This window comes from Methanothermococcus okinawensis IH1 (genome assembly GCF_000179575.2).
Taxonomy (GTDB): Archaea; AGJL01; Methanococci; order Methanococcales; family Methanococcaceae; genus Methanofervidicoccus; species Methanofervidicoccus okinawensis.
In genome coordinates this window covers 853,952-871,312 of sequence record NC_015636.1, presented here as the reverse complement: position 1 = coordinate 871,312, position 17,361 = coordinate 853,952, and the positions used below count along the sequence as shown (strand labels likewise).

General features: G+C 29.9%; 15 protein-coding genes and 1 pseudogene. 11 read left to right on the top strand and 5 right to left on the bottom strand.

Features of this window, described 5'->3' with window-relative positions; genetic code table 11:
• Positions 1–11: 11 nt before the first annotated feature.
• Complete coding sequence (locus METOK_RS04355; protein WP_013867008.1) at positions 12–1,907, bottom strand: threonine--tRNA ligase; 1,896 nt, start codon at positions 1,905–1,907, stop codon at positions 12–14.
• A gap of 296 nt (positions 1,908–2,203) precedes the next feature.
• On the opposite strand from METOK_RS04355, the gene METOK_RS04350 reads away from it, so the two are divergent.
• A complete protein-coding gene (locus METOK_RS04350) occupies positions 2,204–3,322 on the top strand; it encodes an APC family permease (RefSeq protein WP_013867007.1) in 1,119 nt (372 codons plus the stop codon).
• A gap of 41 nt (positions 3,323–3,363) precedes the next feature.
• Here the strand turns inward: METOK_RS04350 and METOK_RS04345 are convergent, their stop codons facing one another.
• Complete coding sequence (locus METOK_RS04345; RefSeq protein ID WP_013867006.1) at positions 3,364–3,615, bottom strand: DUF4040 domain-containing protein; 252 nt, start codon at positions 3,613–3,615, stop codon at positions 3,364–3,366.
• 151 nt (positions 3,616–3,766) lie between these two features.
• Positions 3,767–4,042, bottom strand: a complete 276-nt coding sequence (locus METOK_RS04340) for a cation:proton antiporter (RefSeq protein ID WP_013867005.1) — start codon at positions 4,040–4,042, stop codon at positions 3,767–3,769.
• A 383-nt stretch (positions 4,043–4,425) separates the two neighbouring features.
• Between METOK_RS04340 and METOK_RS04335 the strand changes: the two genes are divergently transcribed.
• From METOK_RS04335 to ilvE, 4 genes are all read left to right on the top strand, one after another.
• The gene (locus METOK_RS04335) at positions 4,426–5,550 is read left to right on the top strand and encodes a pyridoxal phosphate-dependent aminotransferase (protein ID WP_013867004.1); all 1,125 of its coding nucleotides are present in this window, start codon (positions 4,426–4,428) and stop codon (positions 5,548–5,550) included.
• A 77-nt stretch (positions 5,551–5,627) separates the two neighbouring features.
• Positions 5,628–6,056, top strand: a complete 429-nt coding sequence (locus METOK_RS04330; RefSeq protein WP_013867003.1) for an RNA-binding domain-containing protein — start codon at positions 5,628–5,630, stop codon at positions 6,054–6,056.
• A gap of 162 nt (positions 6,057–6,218) precedes the next feature.
• Positions 6,219–7,370: a GTPase gene (locus METOK_RS04325; RefSeq protein WP_013867002.1), complete on the top strand. Its 1,152-nt coding sequence runs from the start codon at positions 6,219–6,221 to the stop codon at positions 7,368–7,370.
• A 198-nt stretch (positions 7,371–7,568) separates the two neighbouring features.
• Positions 7,569–8,432, top strand: coding sequence for a branched-chain-amino-acid transaminase (gene ilvE / locus METOK_RS04320; RefSeq protein ID WP_013867001.1), 864 nt, complete (start codon positions 7,569–7,571; stop codon positions 8,430–8,432).
• 67 nt (positions 8,433–8,499) lie between these two features.
• Here the strand turns inward: ilvE and METOK_RS04315 are convergent, their stop codons facing one another.
• Positions 8,500–8,787 carry a TIGR00304 family membrane protein gene (locus METOK_RS04315; RefSeq protein ID WP_013867000.1) on the bottom strand — a complete coding sequence of 96 codons (288 nt, stop codon included), beginning with the start codon at positions 8,785–8,787 and terminating at the stop codon, positions 8,500–8,502.
• A gap of 143 nt (positions 8,788–8,930) precedes the next feature.
• On the opposite strand from METOK_RS04315, the gene METOK_RS04310 reads away from it, so the two are divergent.
• Positions 8,931–9,647: an SWIM zinc finger family protein gene (locus tag METOK_RS04310; protein WP_013866999.1), complete on the top strand. Its 717-nt coding sequence runs from the start codon at positions 8,931–8,933 to the stop codon at positions 9,645–9,647.
• Between the two features lie 66 nt (positions 9,648–9,713).
• Here the strand turns inward: METOK_RS04310 and guaB are convergent, their stop codons facing one another.
• Positions 9,714–11,192 carry an IMP dehydrogenase gene (gene guaB / locus METOK_RS04305; RefSeq protein WP_013866998.1) on the bottom strand — a complete coding sequence of 493 codons (1,479 nt, stop codon included), beginning with the start codon at positions 11,190–11,192 and terminating at the stop codon, positions 9,714–9,716.
• A 371-nt stretch (positions 11,193–11,563) separates the two neighbouring features.
• Here guaB and METOK_RS04300 point away from each other — a divergent pair, with 371 nt between their 5' ends.
• The 5 genes and pseudogenes from METOK_RS04300 to METOK_RS04280 all read left to right on the top strand — a co-directional run bounded on the left by METOK_RS04300 (position 11,564) and on the right by METOK_RS04280 (position 17,360).
• On the top strand, positions 11,564–13,342 hold the full coding sequence (locus METOK_RS04300; RefSeq protein ID WP_013866997.1) for a bifunctional N(6)-L-threonylcarbamoyladenine synthase/serine/threonine protein kinase: 1,779 nt from the start codon (positions 11,564–11,566) through the stop codon (positions 13,340–13,342).
• 73 nt (positions 13,343–13,415) lie between these two features.
• The gene (locus tag METOK_RS04295; protein ID WP_013866996.1) at positions 13,416–14,057 is read left to right on the top strand and encodes a MarC family protein; all 642 of its coding nucleotides are present in this window, start codon (positions 13,416–13,418) and stop codon (positions 14,055–14,057) included.
• Positions 14,058–14,149: 92 nt separating this feature from the next.
• Positions 14,150–14,866, top strand: a complete 717-nt coding sequence (gene hisA / locus METOK_RS04290; protein ID WP_013866995.1) for a 1-(5-phosphoribosyl)-5-[(5-phosphoribosylamino)methylideneamino]imidazole-4-carboxamide isomerase — start codon at positions 14,150–14,152, stop codon at positions 14,864–14,866.
• A 5-nt stretch (positions 14,867–14,871) separates the two neighbouring features.
• Positions 14,872–15,825 carry a carbohydrate kinase family protein gene (locus tag METOK_RS04285; protein ID WP_013866994.1) on the top strand — a complete coding sequence of 318 codons (954 nt, stop codon included), beginning with the start codon at positions 14,872–14,874 and terminating at the stop codon, positions 15,823–15,825.
• A 39-nt stretch (positions 15,826–15,864) separates the two neighbouring features.
• Positions 15,865–17,360: pseudogene (locus tag METOK_RS04280) on the top strand (sodium-dependent transporter).
• Position 17,361: the final 1 nt, after the last annotated feature.

The window sequence follows — 17,361 nt, the reverse complement described above, 5'->3', positions numbered from 1 at the left end:
TAATTATTTAATTATCTAAATATTGGCTGTAATGAGCAGTATAATGGCAAACTTAAAGGTCGGTATGGGAATCCTTTTGATTCTTCTTTTATCCTTTCGATTAATTCATCAACAGTCATTTTTTCTTTAACTGGTTTTTTTAATGCGGATTTCTCCCTTACTGTAATGGTTAATATGTTGTTTTTAACTTCTTCATCACCAATTACCACAACATAAGGTATCCAGTCCTTTCCTGCATTCCTTATCTTTTTACCTACGCTTTCTTCCCTATCGTCATAATCCACTCTTATATTATTTTCTCTGAGTTTTTTAGCAATATTTAAAGCATAATCGTTGTGTGCATCTGAGACAGGTATTACCCTTACCTGTATTGGAGATAACCAAACTGGCAACATTGGAGGAGCTCCTGCTTCAGCATCCATAGAAGCCTTTTCTAACAGACCACATAATACCCTCTCTACACTTCCTGTTGGTGAGCAGTGAAGTATAATTGGATAAATTTTTTCATTTCCATCATGAACAACGATATTAAACCTTTTTGCACTTTCTACATCTATCTGCACTGTTGGATTTTCAATAGGTCTTCCAAAGCTATCTATAACAGCCATATCTACCTTTCCTACCCAATAATGCTTTCTCTTAGGTAATAATTCGAGAATTACATCTTTTCCATATTTTTCTTTATATTCTTTTGCTATTTTAAAGAACCATTCTTTGTTTTCATCAAAAAAGTCCTTAGTATATCTAAATATTATTGAATAAGGTGTATTAAGGTCATCTCCTGTTTTTAAGCACATCCAAAACTGATTTTCAAATTCTTCCATAGCCTGTTTTATATCATAACATACCGTATGCATATCAGGCATAGTGAATGCCCTTAATCTCTTCAACCCTACGAGCTCACCTCTTTGTTCATATCTAAAACTGTATGTTGAGAGCTCATATAACTTTAAAGGCAGGTGTTTTGGAAGAATATACATATCCTTTTTCATCATAAACTGCCCAAAGCATGCCGCAAACCTAAGCATTAACTCCTTATTTCCTTGTTTAAACCTATACTGCCTTTCTCCAAATTTATCGGCATGTTCCCTTATGGCTTTGTTTCCTAAATCATACATTACAGGTGTTTCAACAGGCATACCGTTGTTTTCAACCACCATATTGTAAACATAATCTTCTAAAAGGTCTCTTATAAGTTTTCCCTTTGGATACCATCTAAAATGACCTGCATCTGATGATGGCTCATAGTCGCAGATTTCTTTTTCCCTAATATATTTAACATGAGGAGGTTCTGTTTCACCTTTTTTTTCATGTTTTATGCCCATTTCATGCATTGCTATTGCTTTAAGCCCTTCATCATCCAATTTTTTTACATTTTTCTCATTTAATTCTATTAATTCTTTTGTCTCTCCATTGAGTAAATAGAATTTTGATTTTTCTTCATTTTTCGCTTCTTCTTTTTCTATTTCTTTTCCTTCTTTTTCTCCCTTATCTGCGGTTATTTTTCTCGATAATTCACTTAATGGATGACCTTTACAGCTTATTTTAAATGCCTTATACCATCCAAAAGGAGCTCTTAATACATTGTAATCTCTTTCTTTTAAATATTCTTCTATGCCTTTTAAAACATCCTTAGCAACTTTTGGAGATGATAGCTCGCTTGACAAATGTGCATAAGGATAAACTACTATATTCTTTACCTTTAAATTTTCCGCAGTTTTTACAATCTCATCCACAGTATTCTTTATCACATTTTCAGGATTTTCCTCATCTTCTTTTTCAACTGCCATAAATGCAGTTAAACATTCATCCATTTTTCCATTTAGTATATCGGTGTCTTCTGCAATCTTTGTTTTCTGTTTTGCCTCAAATTCCAGATAATCGGAATGAATTAACAATACTTTCACTATATCCCTCATTTTATATAAATTAATTAAAGTATAATAATGCAGTATTTATCTTTTTCTTTTACTTTTATTTTAGATATATTTTAAATTATTCTTTCTTAATGTATCATTTTTTATATTTAGTTATTATACCATTATAAAATCATATCCATTTATGCATTGTTAAATATATAATCATCCCTATTGTTTTACTTGATATTCTACTTAATATTTTAATATTTTATTTAAAATATTTACTTAATGTTTTACTTATTTTTTTAATTCTATATATTTTATATATTTTATTGGTTGGTGGTATGAGATACTTAACTTTAAAAGATGCTGTGTTTTTAACTATTACCTCTATTGTGGGCGGAGGGATTTTTGTTCTTTCACCCTTAACATATACGATAGCAGGAAAATGTGCAATATACGGTTGGATTATAGATTTAGTTATAAGTTTGATAATGGCAACACCCTTTGCCTATGCCTCAACAAAGATAACAAAAAGTGGAGGCCCATATAAATACATTCAAAAAATATTTGGTATAAAAATCGGAAAAATCTTTGGGTATATGCTATGGTTTTCAGGAGTAGTATCCATATCTGCGGTAGTTTCATTTTTTGAGGTAATTTTCAATGTCTATTTTGACTTTAAATATATTGGTATCGTGTTAATCATAATTATAACAGCTCTTGTATTATCAGGAATTAAAGTAATTAAAAATATTTTAAGGCTTTTTGCCATTATTACCATATTAATTCTTATTTTTATCATATGCTCCAACGGCTTGGATTTAAATATATTTTCCACGGCAAAATTTGATATTTCAAAGATATTTATGGCAAGTTATTTTGGACTATGGACTATGACTGGATGGGAAGGTATAGTCATACCATCAGAATCCTTTAAAAACCCAAAAAAAGACATCAGTTATGGACTTATTATTGGAACTTTTATTGTAGGCATTTTATATTTGTTTTATGCATGGAGTATTTCTTCAAATGCGATTTATGGTAATTTAGAAATAGTCATTAAATCATTGATAAAAAATAACATGGTTGTTTGGCTTGGAATGTTGATGATTATAGCGGGATGTATATTTAGCTGGACATTTACACTTAGCTGGATGCCAAAATCTTTATTTCCAAAAATATTTGAATTAAAACCAATAAAGCATTTGGAAAACTCAAAAAAAGATATATCAATAATTGGAGTTTTATTAAATGCATTTATCATTGCATTTTTTTCCATGAGCTCATCTAAAACACTTGTAGATATAAGTTTATTTATGGTATTGGTATCCTATTTTGGTGTGTATTTTGCAGTATTTAAAGGTGCTGATAGTGCCATATATAAATATTTTGCTTTTATATCATGCTTAGTGGTTTTAATTATATTAATATTTAGAATTGCCTATTTTATTATTTATTAAATTTTTACTGAACACATCTATATATCACATGTTATATCTAATTAATCAATCTCATCAAGTCTTTGAGTCCTTCTAACCGTAAATGCAAAGAATGCAGGAAGCACAGCACCACCCAATATAGCCTCAGTAAGTGCAACATCGGGGGCTAAAAGCGAGCTGAATATATATGCCAAACCCAATCCCCCTAATCCTGTTAATACCACACATTTAATTAAATCCTTCTGAACCAGAGCTCCGATATATGACATAACAATTAATGCCAATACAGCAAAATCAACAATGGTTAAATACATAACACCACCAATTTTAGTTTATGCAGTAGCTTTATTTTAATTTTATTTATATATTCTATTTATTTATCTTATTATTTATTATTTTATTTTATTATTTTATCTATTACATCCACTAGTATATTATTTATTTTTATTTTTAATTATCTTTACATTAATCAGCTTTTTCTTTCAATTCGTCGTAATAATCAGCGTTGGCAATGGCATGTGCTGCAAAAGGACAGAGAACCAAATATATCAATGCCAATAATGGTTGATTCAAGACAAGCAGTATAATTATACAGGCAATATCTATCACCCCTGCAATATGAAGACGAGCATACACCATGTTTTTACTATCCTTTTGAATCCATAGTCGAATTGATGCCAACAATATACCTATTGAAACCACTACCAACACAATATCCTTAATTATTGAAATATCATACATATTTCCACCCAATAATCCATATTATAGCAAATAATAGTAATAATGTAGTTATAATAAATAATAGTATAATAGCCAATAACATAACGATTATAATAGAAATTAATATCATATTATAAAAATAATATATATTATAATGATTAATCATTATAGTTTTTACATATAAATATTTAATGGAATAAAAAATTTAAATATCAATATTAATCAATAACTAATAAATAACTAATAAAAATAAAATTATAAGTGATAAAATATATATTTTTATTTTCTATTTATTATCTAAACATAACACTATCATTCCATTACATTATTATTTTTATAAATATTATTATTTTATTAGTTATTAGCATGATAATTATATATATAATCAATACGGTGAGAGATTTATGATTTCCAACAGATGTAAAAATATAAAACCTTCGGAAATAAGAAAAATATTCAACATGGCTACAAAAGATTCCATAAATTTAGGCATAGGGGAGCCAGATTTTGACACCCCCCAACATATAATAGATGCTGCAAAAAAGGCACTTGATAATGGCAAAACCCACTACACACCAAATAGCGGAATACCTGAGCTCCGAGAAAGTATAAGTAATAAATTAAAAAAGGATAATAACCTAAATATTAACCCTGATAATATTATTACAACCTGCGGAGCTTCTGAGGCATTAATGCTATCTTTAATGGCTATAGTAAATAAAGGCGATGAGGTTTTAATACCAAACCCTGGATTTGTATCCTATATGAGTTTAACCCAAATGTGCGAGGCTAAACCCATCTCTATGAAATTTGACGATGACTTTAATATAGATATAGAGGGAGTAAAAAACAGCATTACAGATAAAACAAAATGTATTATATTAAATTCCCCTTCAAACCCAACTGGAAAGGTAATGGATAAAAAAGAGATAAAAGCTATATGCGATATAGCAGATGACAATAATATCATTATAATATCCGATGAAATCTATGAAAAAATAATATATGATAAAAAACACCATTCTCCAATGGAATTTACAGATAACTGTATATTAATAAATGGATTTTCAAAATCTTATGCCATGACAGGTTGGAGAATCGGATATTTAGCAGTTAATGATAATCTAAACAAAAAATATAACTTAATAGATAATATGATAAAGATACATCAATACGGTTTTGCCTGTGCTACTTCTTTTGCTCAATATGGAGCATTGGAAGCATTAAATGGAGACCAAAGCTGTGTTTATAAAATGGTTAATGAATTTAGAAGAAGGAGGGATTTAATAGTTAAAGGAATGAAAAAATTATTTAAATTAACCACACCAGATGGTGCATTTTATGTATTTCCAAATGTTGAAGAATATGGAAATGGAACAGAAGTTGCTCAAAAACTAATAAAAAATAATATATTATGCGTTCCAGGTGTTGCATTTGGAGAATGTGGAGAAAATAACATAAGATTTTCCTATGCTACAAAATATGAGGATATAGAAAAGGCTTTGGAAATGATGGAAAACATCTTTTAAAAGAATTTTATCAATATATTTGTAAAAATAAATTATATAATAAAATTATACATACAATACTATAATATAGGGATATAATGATAATCAAGTTAAAATCTAAAATTAAACCAACAGAAGATGAAAATAAAGTAATAAAAGCAGTAAAAAACATATTTAAGGATGCAAAAATTGTTGTAGAAGATAACTATTTAGTTGGAGAATCTAAGGACATAAGTAGATTTAAGGAGCTCCTACGAAGTCAGGCAATACTGGACACTGCAAGGATGGTTCTTGAAAGAGGCATAAATGGCAATTTAACAAAATTCTACCTAAATAAACAGGCAGCTTTTGCAGGCCTTGTCAATTTTGATAGAGATATACACGGTGGAATATTTGTAAAATTAATAGCTGAGGAAGATGAGGATTTGATGAAAATAATAAAAGATATTGCACCAAAAACAAAGAATGGAAAGATTATTGACGAAGATGAGGATACTGATGAATCGGAAATAAATAAAAAAAATTAAAATACCAATAACTAACAAAGATTCATTTTTATGTTATTATTTTAGGGATTTATCTTTAATTTTATTTAAATTCTATTTATATATTTTTTATATATGATTTATATTTTAGTTAATGGTTTATTAAATGTTTCATTAATTTAAATTCTATTTTATGGTGATTTAATGAGTGGTAAGAAAATTAAAAGGGTGCCTGCAAAAAAGATAGCCCAAAAAATTATAAATGAGTGCCATATTATTTTAGCAGTATTAGATGCAAGAAATCCCGAAGGCACAAGAAATAAAAATTTAGAGGATAAAATAAAGAAAGAAAATAAAAAACTTATTTATGTGCTGAATAAAGCGGATTTAGTCCCTGTAAAAATACTCGAAAAATGGAAGGACATAATTAAAAGTGAAAATCCCGAGGCATCTGTGGTTTTTGTGAGCTCCAAATATAAAAATGGAACAAAGATATTAAGGGACAATATTAAAAAATACCTTCAATTAATGGGAATAAAGGAAGGAAAAGTTGGAGTTGTGGGCTATCCCAATGTTGGAAAATCTTCACTAATAAACGCCTTAACTGGAAAGAAAAGTGCTGCCAGTGGACTTGTTGCTGGACTTACTAAGGGGGAGCAGTGGATAAGACTAACCAAAAACATAAAATTATTGGATACTCCTGGTGTTATCGAACCTAAGGATGAGGATGAGCTCGTGATGATAGGAGCTCTGAGGTATGAAAAAATCGAAAATCCCATTGAACCTGCTATAAAGATATTAAGAAATTTATATGCATTTGATGAAAATATTATCAAAAAATACTATGGTATTGAAATAAATGATATAAATGACATATCGGATATAAACGAAGAATTTATAGAAAAAATAGGCAAAAAATTAAATTATTTGGGGAAAAACGGGATAATCGATATGAAACGAACAGCAAAATCCATAATAAAAGACTATCAAGACGGAAAACTTAACTACTATCCTATGAAAATAAAAAAATACAGCCAAAAAAGAGGAAAAGATATAGAATTTATTGCCAAATATTTGAAAGATTTTCCATTTATCGACGATGCTAATGCCATTATATCCCATCTAAGCGATATAAGCGAATTATGCAATATAAAATTAAAATATCCAATAATTGGCTCTAAAAATATAGATGATGTAATTGTAGTGATATCCTTTGGAGAGAAAACAGCCGATGGAGGAAGAAAAAAAGTGGAAGAATACGCGAAAAATAATAATATATTCTTGTATTCTACTGGTAAAGGAAGATGCGGTGGGAATAGATTGTTTATTGGAGTTGGGAATAAAATAAATGAATAATAATATAAAACGAATAAATATATAATGAATTAAAAGATAAAATAAGAAATAAATACTGGAAAAACTAAAAAAATAAAATAAATAAAAAAAACAAAATATTAACATATTTAATCATCTAATCCAATGAATTGAAAACCTTTATATCTAAATAATTTAAATATTTTTGAAATAAAAATATATGTTATTTGAGGTGAATTCATGAAAATTTATTTAAACGGTGAATTTGTTGAAAAAGAGGATGCAAAGATTTCAGTTTATGACCATGGTCTTTTATATGGTGATGGGATATTTGAAGGTATAAGGGCTTATGATGGTGTTGTTTTTAAATTAAAAGAACATATAGATAGATTGTATGATTCTGCAAAATCCATTACTTTGGAAATACCTTTGACAAAGGAAGAAATGGAAAAGGTTGTTGTTGATACCCTTAAAATAAACAATTTAAAGGATGCATATATTAGGCTGGTAATCACAAGAGGAGTTGGCGATTTGGGACTTGACCCTAAAAAATGTTCAAAACCAACAATATTCTGTATTGCAGAACCAATGAATCCATTGCTTGGAGAAGATGGCATAAAGGTAATTACTTCATCGGTTAGAAGGTTGCCTGTTGATGTGTTAAATCCTGCTGTAAAATCCTTAAACTACTTAAACAGTATTTTGGCAAAAATCCAAGCAAATTATGCAGGAGTTAATGAGGCTTTTTTACTTGATAGAGAAGGATATGTTGCAGAAGGAACTGGGGATAATATATTTGTAGTTAAAAACGGCATTATAAAAACCCCACCACTATCATCAAGTGTTTTAAGAGGAATTACAAGAGACACAGTAATTGAGCTCGCAAAAGAAATGGGATATAAAGTTGTGGAAGAGAGGCTCACATTACATGAGCTCTATGTTGCAGATGAATTATTCATCACAGGAACAGCAGCTGAGCTCGTGCCTGTTGTTGAAATAGATGGAAGAACCATAAATAATGGAAAAATAGGAGAAACTACAAAAAAACTAAGTGAAGAATTTAAGAAAATAAGAAAGACCATGGGAACAAAGGTTTATGAATAAATAAATTCTTTTTATTTCTTATTTTATCTTACATTTATAATTTTATTATTTTATATTAGTTTTATTTTTATTTTTGAATTATAACATTACTGTAAAATAAAAACATCCAAATCATCATGGCTATAACTATTAAAACAGATAATATTGCCAATGATGGGGAATTTCCAAATACTATTGGAATAGGACCTATCATTACAACTCCCGAAACCTTAACATCCTGCTTTTCGTTGGATTCATTGGATTCATCCTGTTGATGATATTCACTATATTTATTTGGATATACCATTCCAAGAGTTAGCACAAATAATCCTATGGTTATTAAAATCATACCAAATATTACAAGAATAGGTCTCATAATAAACCCTTTTTTAATATTTTAATTTTTGATTATATTATTGTATATTGATTACAACATAAATATATAAAAATAAAAATTTAAAATAAATAATAAAACTCTAAATTCTAAATAATATATAATATAGGTAATTAGTGATATTTATGGATTATGAAAACATATACAACAAAAAGATTATAGAAAGGGGTAAATATTATTATAAAAATAATCTTGTTATATTTTGCGTAAAATTTGAAAATAAATTATATGGAAAGGTAATGGGGGGAGATGAATATAATACAGTTGTAGATTTAAGTGATTGGACAGGAATTTGTTCCTGTCCATATAGATATAACTGCAAACATGCCTATGCCCTAATTGAAGCCTATAAAAACAACAATTATATTAATGGAGATGAATTATTTAACAATTTAAAAAATAAATCAAAAGATGACATAATTAATGTTTTAAAGAACATAATTTTAAAATACAATTTATGGGATGAGCTCATCCAAAATAAAAATAGTCTTGTAGAAAAAGGGAAATCTATTTTAAAACTTATACCTATTGAAAGAAAAAATATATTTACATTTAAATCATTTTTAAGAAACAATTTTTTAAAAAATTCCAAGGATGATGAATTATTGGAGCTCCTAAATGAAGTTGGAAAGTCCGAATATTTAGATGCCGATGATGTTGATACTATCGATATAGTGGAAATGATAGCCTCTGAAATATTTGAGAGAAAAAATAAGGATTTAGCTGAGAAAACATTGGAACTCTCAAAGAAATATAAAAATAAGTTGTGGATAGTTAATGAATATTATTATGATTATTACGATTATTATGGAGAATTATCAAAAAAAGAGGATAAAAGTTAAAACTTTAATTTTATATTTTTTAGCTTTATATACCCCATATCTCAATTTATTAATTTATTAATTGATTTATTTATTTATTGGATAATTTGGAGCTTCATTTGTAATAAGCACATCATGAGGATGACTTTCCTTTTGACCGCTCTGAGTAATTTTTACAAATCTTGCCTTTTCATGCATCTCTTTTATATTTTTAGCACCACAGTATCCCATAGATGACCTTAAACCACCTATTAATTGGAAAACCACATCTTTTACAGAGCCTTTATATGGAACTGCCCCTTCAATTCCTTCTGGAACGAGTTTAACATGCTTCATGTGGCTTTGGAAGTATCTATCTGCTCCTGCACCAACACCGCCTGACATAGCACCGAGGGAACCCATTCCCCTGTATTGTTTGTATTTTCTTCCATTAATTGTAATTAATTGTCCCGGAGCTTCTTCTGTTCCAGCCAGCAAGCTTCCAAGCATTACGGCATCAGCTCCCGCAGCTATTGCCTTTGCTATATCTCCACTGTATTTTATACCACCATCTGCAATTACTGGAATATCATGCTCTTTTGCTATATCTGCAACTTCTGCAACTGCTGTTAATTGTGGAACACCTACCCCTGCAACTATCCTTGTAGTGCAAATACTACCCGGACCTATTCCCACTTTTAAAGCATCAGCTCCCGCATTTATCAAATCAATTGCTGCTTCTTTCGTAGCTATATTTCCTACGATTAATTTTATACCTGTGCCTTCGAGCTCTTTTTTAAGTATCTTAATATTATTTACAACATTCATGTTATGGGCATGGGCACAGTCAATAGCTATTGCATCAACTTCTGCTTTTATAAGTGCCTGAGCTCTGGCTAAGTCATTTGGACCACATGCCGCAGCTACTAAAAGTCTTCCCTCATTATCCCTTGCAGCATTTGGATATTGTCTTCTTTTTAAAATATCCCTTAATGTAATCATACCTATTAATTTATTATTTTTATCCAAAATTGGAAGTCTCTCTATTCTATTTTCATACATAATATTCATTGCATCTTCATGGTTTATATCCTCCTTGCCATAAACCACATTTTTTGTCATGGCATCCTTTACAAGAGTATCTTTATTACTTATGTATTTTACATCCCTTGTTGTGATTATCCCTAAGAGCTCATCATTTTTATCAACAACGGGAAGTCCGCTAATTCCATATTCCTCCATAATCCTTTCAGCGTCCCCTATATTATAATCGGGAGATATTGTGATTACATCTCTAACGATTATATCTTCCGCCTTTTTAACTGCCATTACCTGATTTACCTGCTCCTCTATGGTCATATTTCTATGAATTACGCCAATTCCCCCTTTCCTTGCAAGTGCTATTGCCATCTCCTTTTCGGATACTGTATCCATTGCAGCAGAAATAATGGGAATGTTCAATTTCAATCCTGCTATATCTGTGGATATATCGGTATCTTTTGGTTCTACATAGGAAGCATTAGGCACCAACAAAACATCATCAAAAGTATAAGCTTTTTTAGCATTATCAATTTTATCCAAAAACAAAATCTCACCTTCAAACCTTTTTTAATATATTATTTGAATTAATATATATAGTTTAACCAAGATTATAAAATGTGCTAATAGATATGATTTATAGTTATAGTTATAATTATAATAATATAAATTTATCAATATAAATTATTTAAAAATAAAAATAATTAAATTATTTAAATCAAATATTTAAATACTTATATTATTCAACCCATATAATGTATTAAATTTTATCGCATTATACTCACTTTATTTATTATATATTTATTATATTAGATTTATTTATTATTCTATTTATTCATTACAATATTATTTAATCACTCTATTATTTATTTTTAAATTTTATTATAAACTTTATAACAATTAGCATATTTGGTGAGAGGATGATTTGTTTAGGTTTAGAGGGAACAGCAGAGAAAACAGGTGTTGGATTAGTAGATTCGGATGGGAATGTTTTATATAATAAAACCATAATATATAAACCTCCTGTTCAAGGTATAAACCCACGAGAGGCAGCAGACCATCATGCAGAAACATTTCCAAAATTAATAAAAGAGGCATTTAATAAAGTTCCAAAAGAAAAAATAGATTTAATATCCTTTTCCCAAGGTCCTGGATTAGGTCCAAGTTTAAGAGTAACAGCCACTGCTGCAAGAGCTCTATCATTGTCATTAAAAAAACCTATTATTGGGGTTAATCATTGCATAGGTCATGTAGAAATCGGGAAACTAACCACAGGGGCAAAAGACCCATTAACTTTATATGTAAGCGGTGGAAATACCCAGATATTAGGATATACCTGTGGTAGATATAGAGTTTTTGGAGAGACTCTTGATATTGCCATAGGGAATTGTTTAGACCAGTTTGCAAGAAACTGTGCTCTTCCACATCCCGGAGGTGTTTATGTTGAAAAACTTGCAAAAGATGGAAAAAAATTAATAAAATTGCCATATAGTGTTAAAGGAATGGATGTCACATTTTCAGGACTTCTTACATCGGCAATAAAAAGCTACGAAAAAGGAGAAAAACTGGAAGATGTATGTTATTCTATTCAAGAAACTGCATTTTCCATGATAACAGAAATTACTGAACGAGCTCTTGCCCATACAAATAAACCTGAGGTCATGCTTGTAGGCGGTGTTGCTGCAAACAATCGATTAAGGGAAATGCTCAATATTATGTGTAAGGAACAGAATGTAAAATTCTATGTTCCTGAAAAACAATTCTGTGGAGATAATGGGGCAATGATAGCATGGTTAGGGCTTTTAATGTATATAAATGGAAAAAGAATGAGTATTGATGAAACAAAACCAATTCCAAATTATAGAAGCGACATGGTAGAGGTAAATTGGATTAAAAATATTCCCTGTGAAAAAAGAAGGATACCTGAACATTTAATTGGAAAAGGTGCAGAGGCAGATATTAAAAAAGCCTCCTATTTGGGATGGGATGTTATTAAAAAGGAGAGAATAGCAAAAAGTTATAGAATACCTGAGCTCGACAAAATAATAAGACACCAAAGAACTGTTAAAGAAGCTCGATTTTTAGCACTAGTTAAGGACTTTAATATTAATGCACCTTGCATATTTGATATAGATAAAGATAACAATATTATAACTATGGAATATATAGCGGGAAAACTTGCAAAGGAAGAAATAGAAAGAGATAATGGGAATTTAGACTGTTGTTATGAGATAGGAGCTATTGTTGGAAAACTTCATGAAAATGATATCATACATAATGACCTTACAACATCGAATTTTATAATTAGGAGGGATGATAATGTGGATAATAACAATAATAAAAAGCATATTCAAAATAGTAAAGTATATTCCCAAGATAATAGCGGTAATAAAAATAATTATGAAAATAAAAAAATTAATATCGAAGGTAAAAATAATTTAAATAATAATAAAAGTAATAATAAGAATAATAAAAATAATAAAGTATATATTATAGATTTTGGACTTGGAAAATTCTCAAATCTTGTAGAAGATAAGGCTGTGGATTTAATTGTGCTAAAAAAATCCATTTTAAGTATCCATTTTGACAGATTTGAGGAAATATGGAATAGAATTCTGGAAGGCTATAAAATATATCCCCAGTGGAAAACTGTAATAAATCATATAGCGGATGTTGAAAAAAGGGCAAGGTATTTGTAAATTATATTTACCTATAATTCTATTATATATATGACGTATATTGGGATTTTATATATAAGTTATTGGTGAAAAAATGGGATTTAATCTTAGTTTCTTTATTTATGCCTTTACCTCCCTATTTATTATTATGAATCCAATAGGTCTTGTGCCTTTATTTTATATATGGACATCGAATAATACTGAAAAAGAGAGGATAAAACTACTAAAAAAATCAACTATTGTGGTTATACTTACATTGATAATCTTTGGATTTTTTGGAAAATGGATATTTGAATTTTTTGGGATTACCATAGATTCATTTAAAGTTGCAGGGGGGTTATTGATATTAAAAATATCATGGGATATGCTTCATGCTCAGGTCTCAAAAACTCGACAAACTCCAAAAGAAAAAGAAGAAATGGTGCAGTTGGATGATATTGCAGTAGTGCCATTAGCAATACCTTTACTGGCAGGTCCTGGGACTATTACAACGAGTATCATATTAATGGAACACAGCTATACAATATATGATAAAATAATAGTGCTATTTTCGATAATACTGGCAGCACTGGTATCTGGGGTGATATTATACTCATCCGATAAAATTGCCCATATTCTAAAAACCTCAGGCATTAAGGCAATAGTAAGACTTATGGGTCTGATATTAAGTGCAATCTCCATTGAAATTATATCAAGTGGTATTTTTGGATTAATACATTCATCAGGATTGTCCTAAATGATTTTCCTAAATATCATAATGTTAATTCCAAATTATTCGAAATTATTATATAATATTAATTATTTAGAAAGTATTTTCATGGTGAAATAATGATGGTAATTCCAGCGGTAGATATAAAAGACAAAAAATGTGTTCAGCTTATACAGGGAAACCCAAACAAGAAACATTTAGAGCTCGAAAATCCATTGGAAATTGCAAAAAAATGGGTAAGTAAAGGAGCTCCGATGATTCATTTAGTTGATTTAGATAAAGCCATATACCAAACAAATACCAATGAAGAAATAATAAAGAAAATTATAAAATCCATTCCTGTTCCTGTTCAGATTGGGGGAGGCATAAGAACGGTCAATGATGCATTGAATCTTATAGATATTGGAGCAGCACGGGTTATATTAGGCACATCAGCAGTTGAAAATCCTAATATTATTAAAGAGTTATCAAAAAAGGTTGAAAAAGAAAAAATAATGGTAGCTCTTGATGCAAAAGATGGAAAAGTTGTAATAAAAGGATGGAAAGAAAAAACTAAATATTCTCCTGTTGAAATTGGGAAAGTATTGGAAGAAAAAGGAGCTGGAAGTATTTTATTTACAAATGTAGATGTCGAAGGTCTTTTAAAGGGCATAACTATTAAACCTATTAAGGAGCTTGTAGATTCCCTTAATATACCAATTATAGCCTCAGGAGGAATAACCACCTATGATGACCTTTTAAAATTAAAAGAAATAGGTGTAGAGGGCGTAGTTATAGGCTCTGCAATTTATAAAAATATTATAGACCTGAGTAAAGCCATTAAAATTTGTAGGTGATAGTTATGGGTGAATATATAGATGCAGATGAAGCTATTGTTGAAAAAATAAACAACAAAAAAATAATTTCTGTTGGGCATATAGCCCTTGATTATATATTTAATGTTGAAAAATTTCCAGAACCTAACACATCTGTTCAGATACCATCCGCTAAAAAATATTACGGAGGAGCTGCCTGTAATGTTTCCGTAGGGGTGGCTAAATTAGGATTGAAATCAGGCATAGTTTCATGCGTAGGTTATGATTTTATAAATTCAGGGTATCATAGTTATCTAAAACATTTAAACATTGATATATCTGGTGTTTATCATTCGGATGAAGAAGAAACACCAAAAGCATGGATTTTTACAGATCCCAACAATAACCAGATAACCTTTTTTTTATGGGGTGCTGCTAAACATTACAAAGAGTTAAACCCTCCAACTTTTGATGTGGATATTGTCCATTTAGCAACAGGTGACCCGAAATTTAATATGAAATGTGCGGAAAAAGCAAAAGATTCCCGAACTCTTGTATCTTTTGACCCGGGTCAGGACTTACCATTGTATAGTAAGGAAGACATGGAATCAATGATAAAATATGTGGATTTCATGTTTATGAACAATCATGAATACGAAAGGGTTTTGAAGCTATTGGATGTAAAACAGGATAAATTTATAGAAAAAATAAATACCTTAATAATAACCTATGGCAAGGACGGAAGCATTATTTATCACGATGGCAATAGTATAAAAGTTCCTGCAATTCCTACAAATGTTATAGACCCAACAGGAGCAGGCGACAGTTATAGAGCAGGATTTTTAACGGCATACTTAAAAGGATACGATTTAAAGGATTGTGGAATTATTGCATCATGCGTAGCTTCCTTTGTTGTAGAAAAAAGGGGCTGTCAAACCAATCTTCCATCATGGGATAGTGTGATAGGTAGGCTTAAAGAAAACGGCATTTTAATACAGTAAAAAGTAATATTATAAGGTAATACAGTAAAAGGTGGTATAGTGGCAAGAGAATTATGGAATTCTAAATTGGGGTTTATATTGGCAGCAGTAGGTTCTGCAATAGGTCTCGGTAATATTTGGAGATTTCCCTATATGGTATATAGTAAGGGGGCGGTGCATTTCTAATACCTTATTTTATAGCCTTGTTCTGTGTAGGTATTCCATTATTGCTTCTTGAATTCTCTGTTGGGCATTCTACAAGAGGTTCTGCTCCGTTAGCGTTCAAAAGAATAAGTGAAAAAAATGAATGGGTAGGCTGGCTTGCAGTATTTTCTGGATTTACCATAACTACATATTATATTGTTATTATTGGCTGGTGTTTATACTATCTGTATAATATAATATTAAATGGATTTCCCCTTGATTTTAAAAATTATTTCTTTGGAAGTATTCTTTCTATTTCACCAAATGTCGGTAGTATTGGGGGTTTCTCAACAGGCGTTTTAATATCTACAATAGTTTTATGGTTAATAAACTACGGTATAATAAGATTGGGTGTTAAAAATGGTCTTGAAAAGGCAAACAAGATTTTCATGCCTGCATTATTTATTCTTACATTGATATTACTTGTAAGAGGACTAACATTACCCGGAGCTCTTGAGGGATTGAATTGGTATTTAACACCAAACTTCGGAGCTCTGTTAAATTTTAATGTTTGGATTAGTGCATTCTCTCAAATATTTTACTCATTAACTCTGGGTTTTGGTGTTATGATAGTTTATGCTAGTTATTTGCCTAAAAAAGTAGATTTGACCACAAGTGCTTTTAGCGTAGCCCTTTTAAATTGCGGTTATTCTTTTTTAGCAGGTTTGGCAGTTTTTAGCACATTGGGGTATATGGCATATAGCACAGGTCTTCCGTTAAATGAAGTGATAAATAAGGGTATAGTTTTGGCATTTGTGGTATTCCCAAAGGCATTATCAATGATACCTTATGTGGGATGGATACTTGCAATAATATTCTTCTTGGCACTTATATTGGCAGGTCTTTCCTCATCTATTTCTCTTGTAGAGGCAGTAACTGCATCTATTATGGATAAATTTGAGATAAGCAGAAAAAAAGCCACTACTGCTGTAGTATCGCTTGGATTAGTAGGCAGTTTATTATTCACAACAAAAGCAGGTCTTTACTGGCTTGATATTATAGACCATTTTGCATCTGGGTATTTATTACCCATTGTTGGATGTGCAGAGGCCTTAGTGGCATTATGGGTATTTAAAGGTGATAAATTATTAAATTATTTAAATAACCTTTCAGATATAAAATTAGGTAAATATTGGAAATTATTTGTGGGTGTTTTAACACCATTATTATTAATAGCCATTATAGGTTTAGATATTATGAACTTATTAAAAGCACCATACGGCGGATACCCTTGGAAATATTTAGATATTGGAGCTTCTATTGTAGGAATAGGATTCTTAATATCCATTATACTCTCAAAAGTTTCATGGAGTAAAAAAATAGAATCATGGGATGAATTCATAAAAAAATAAA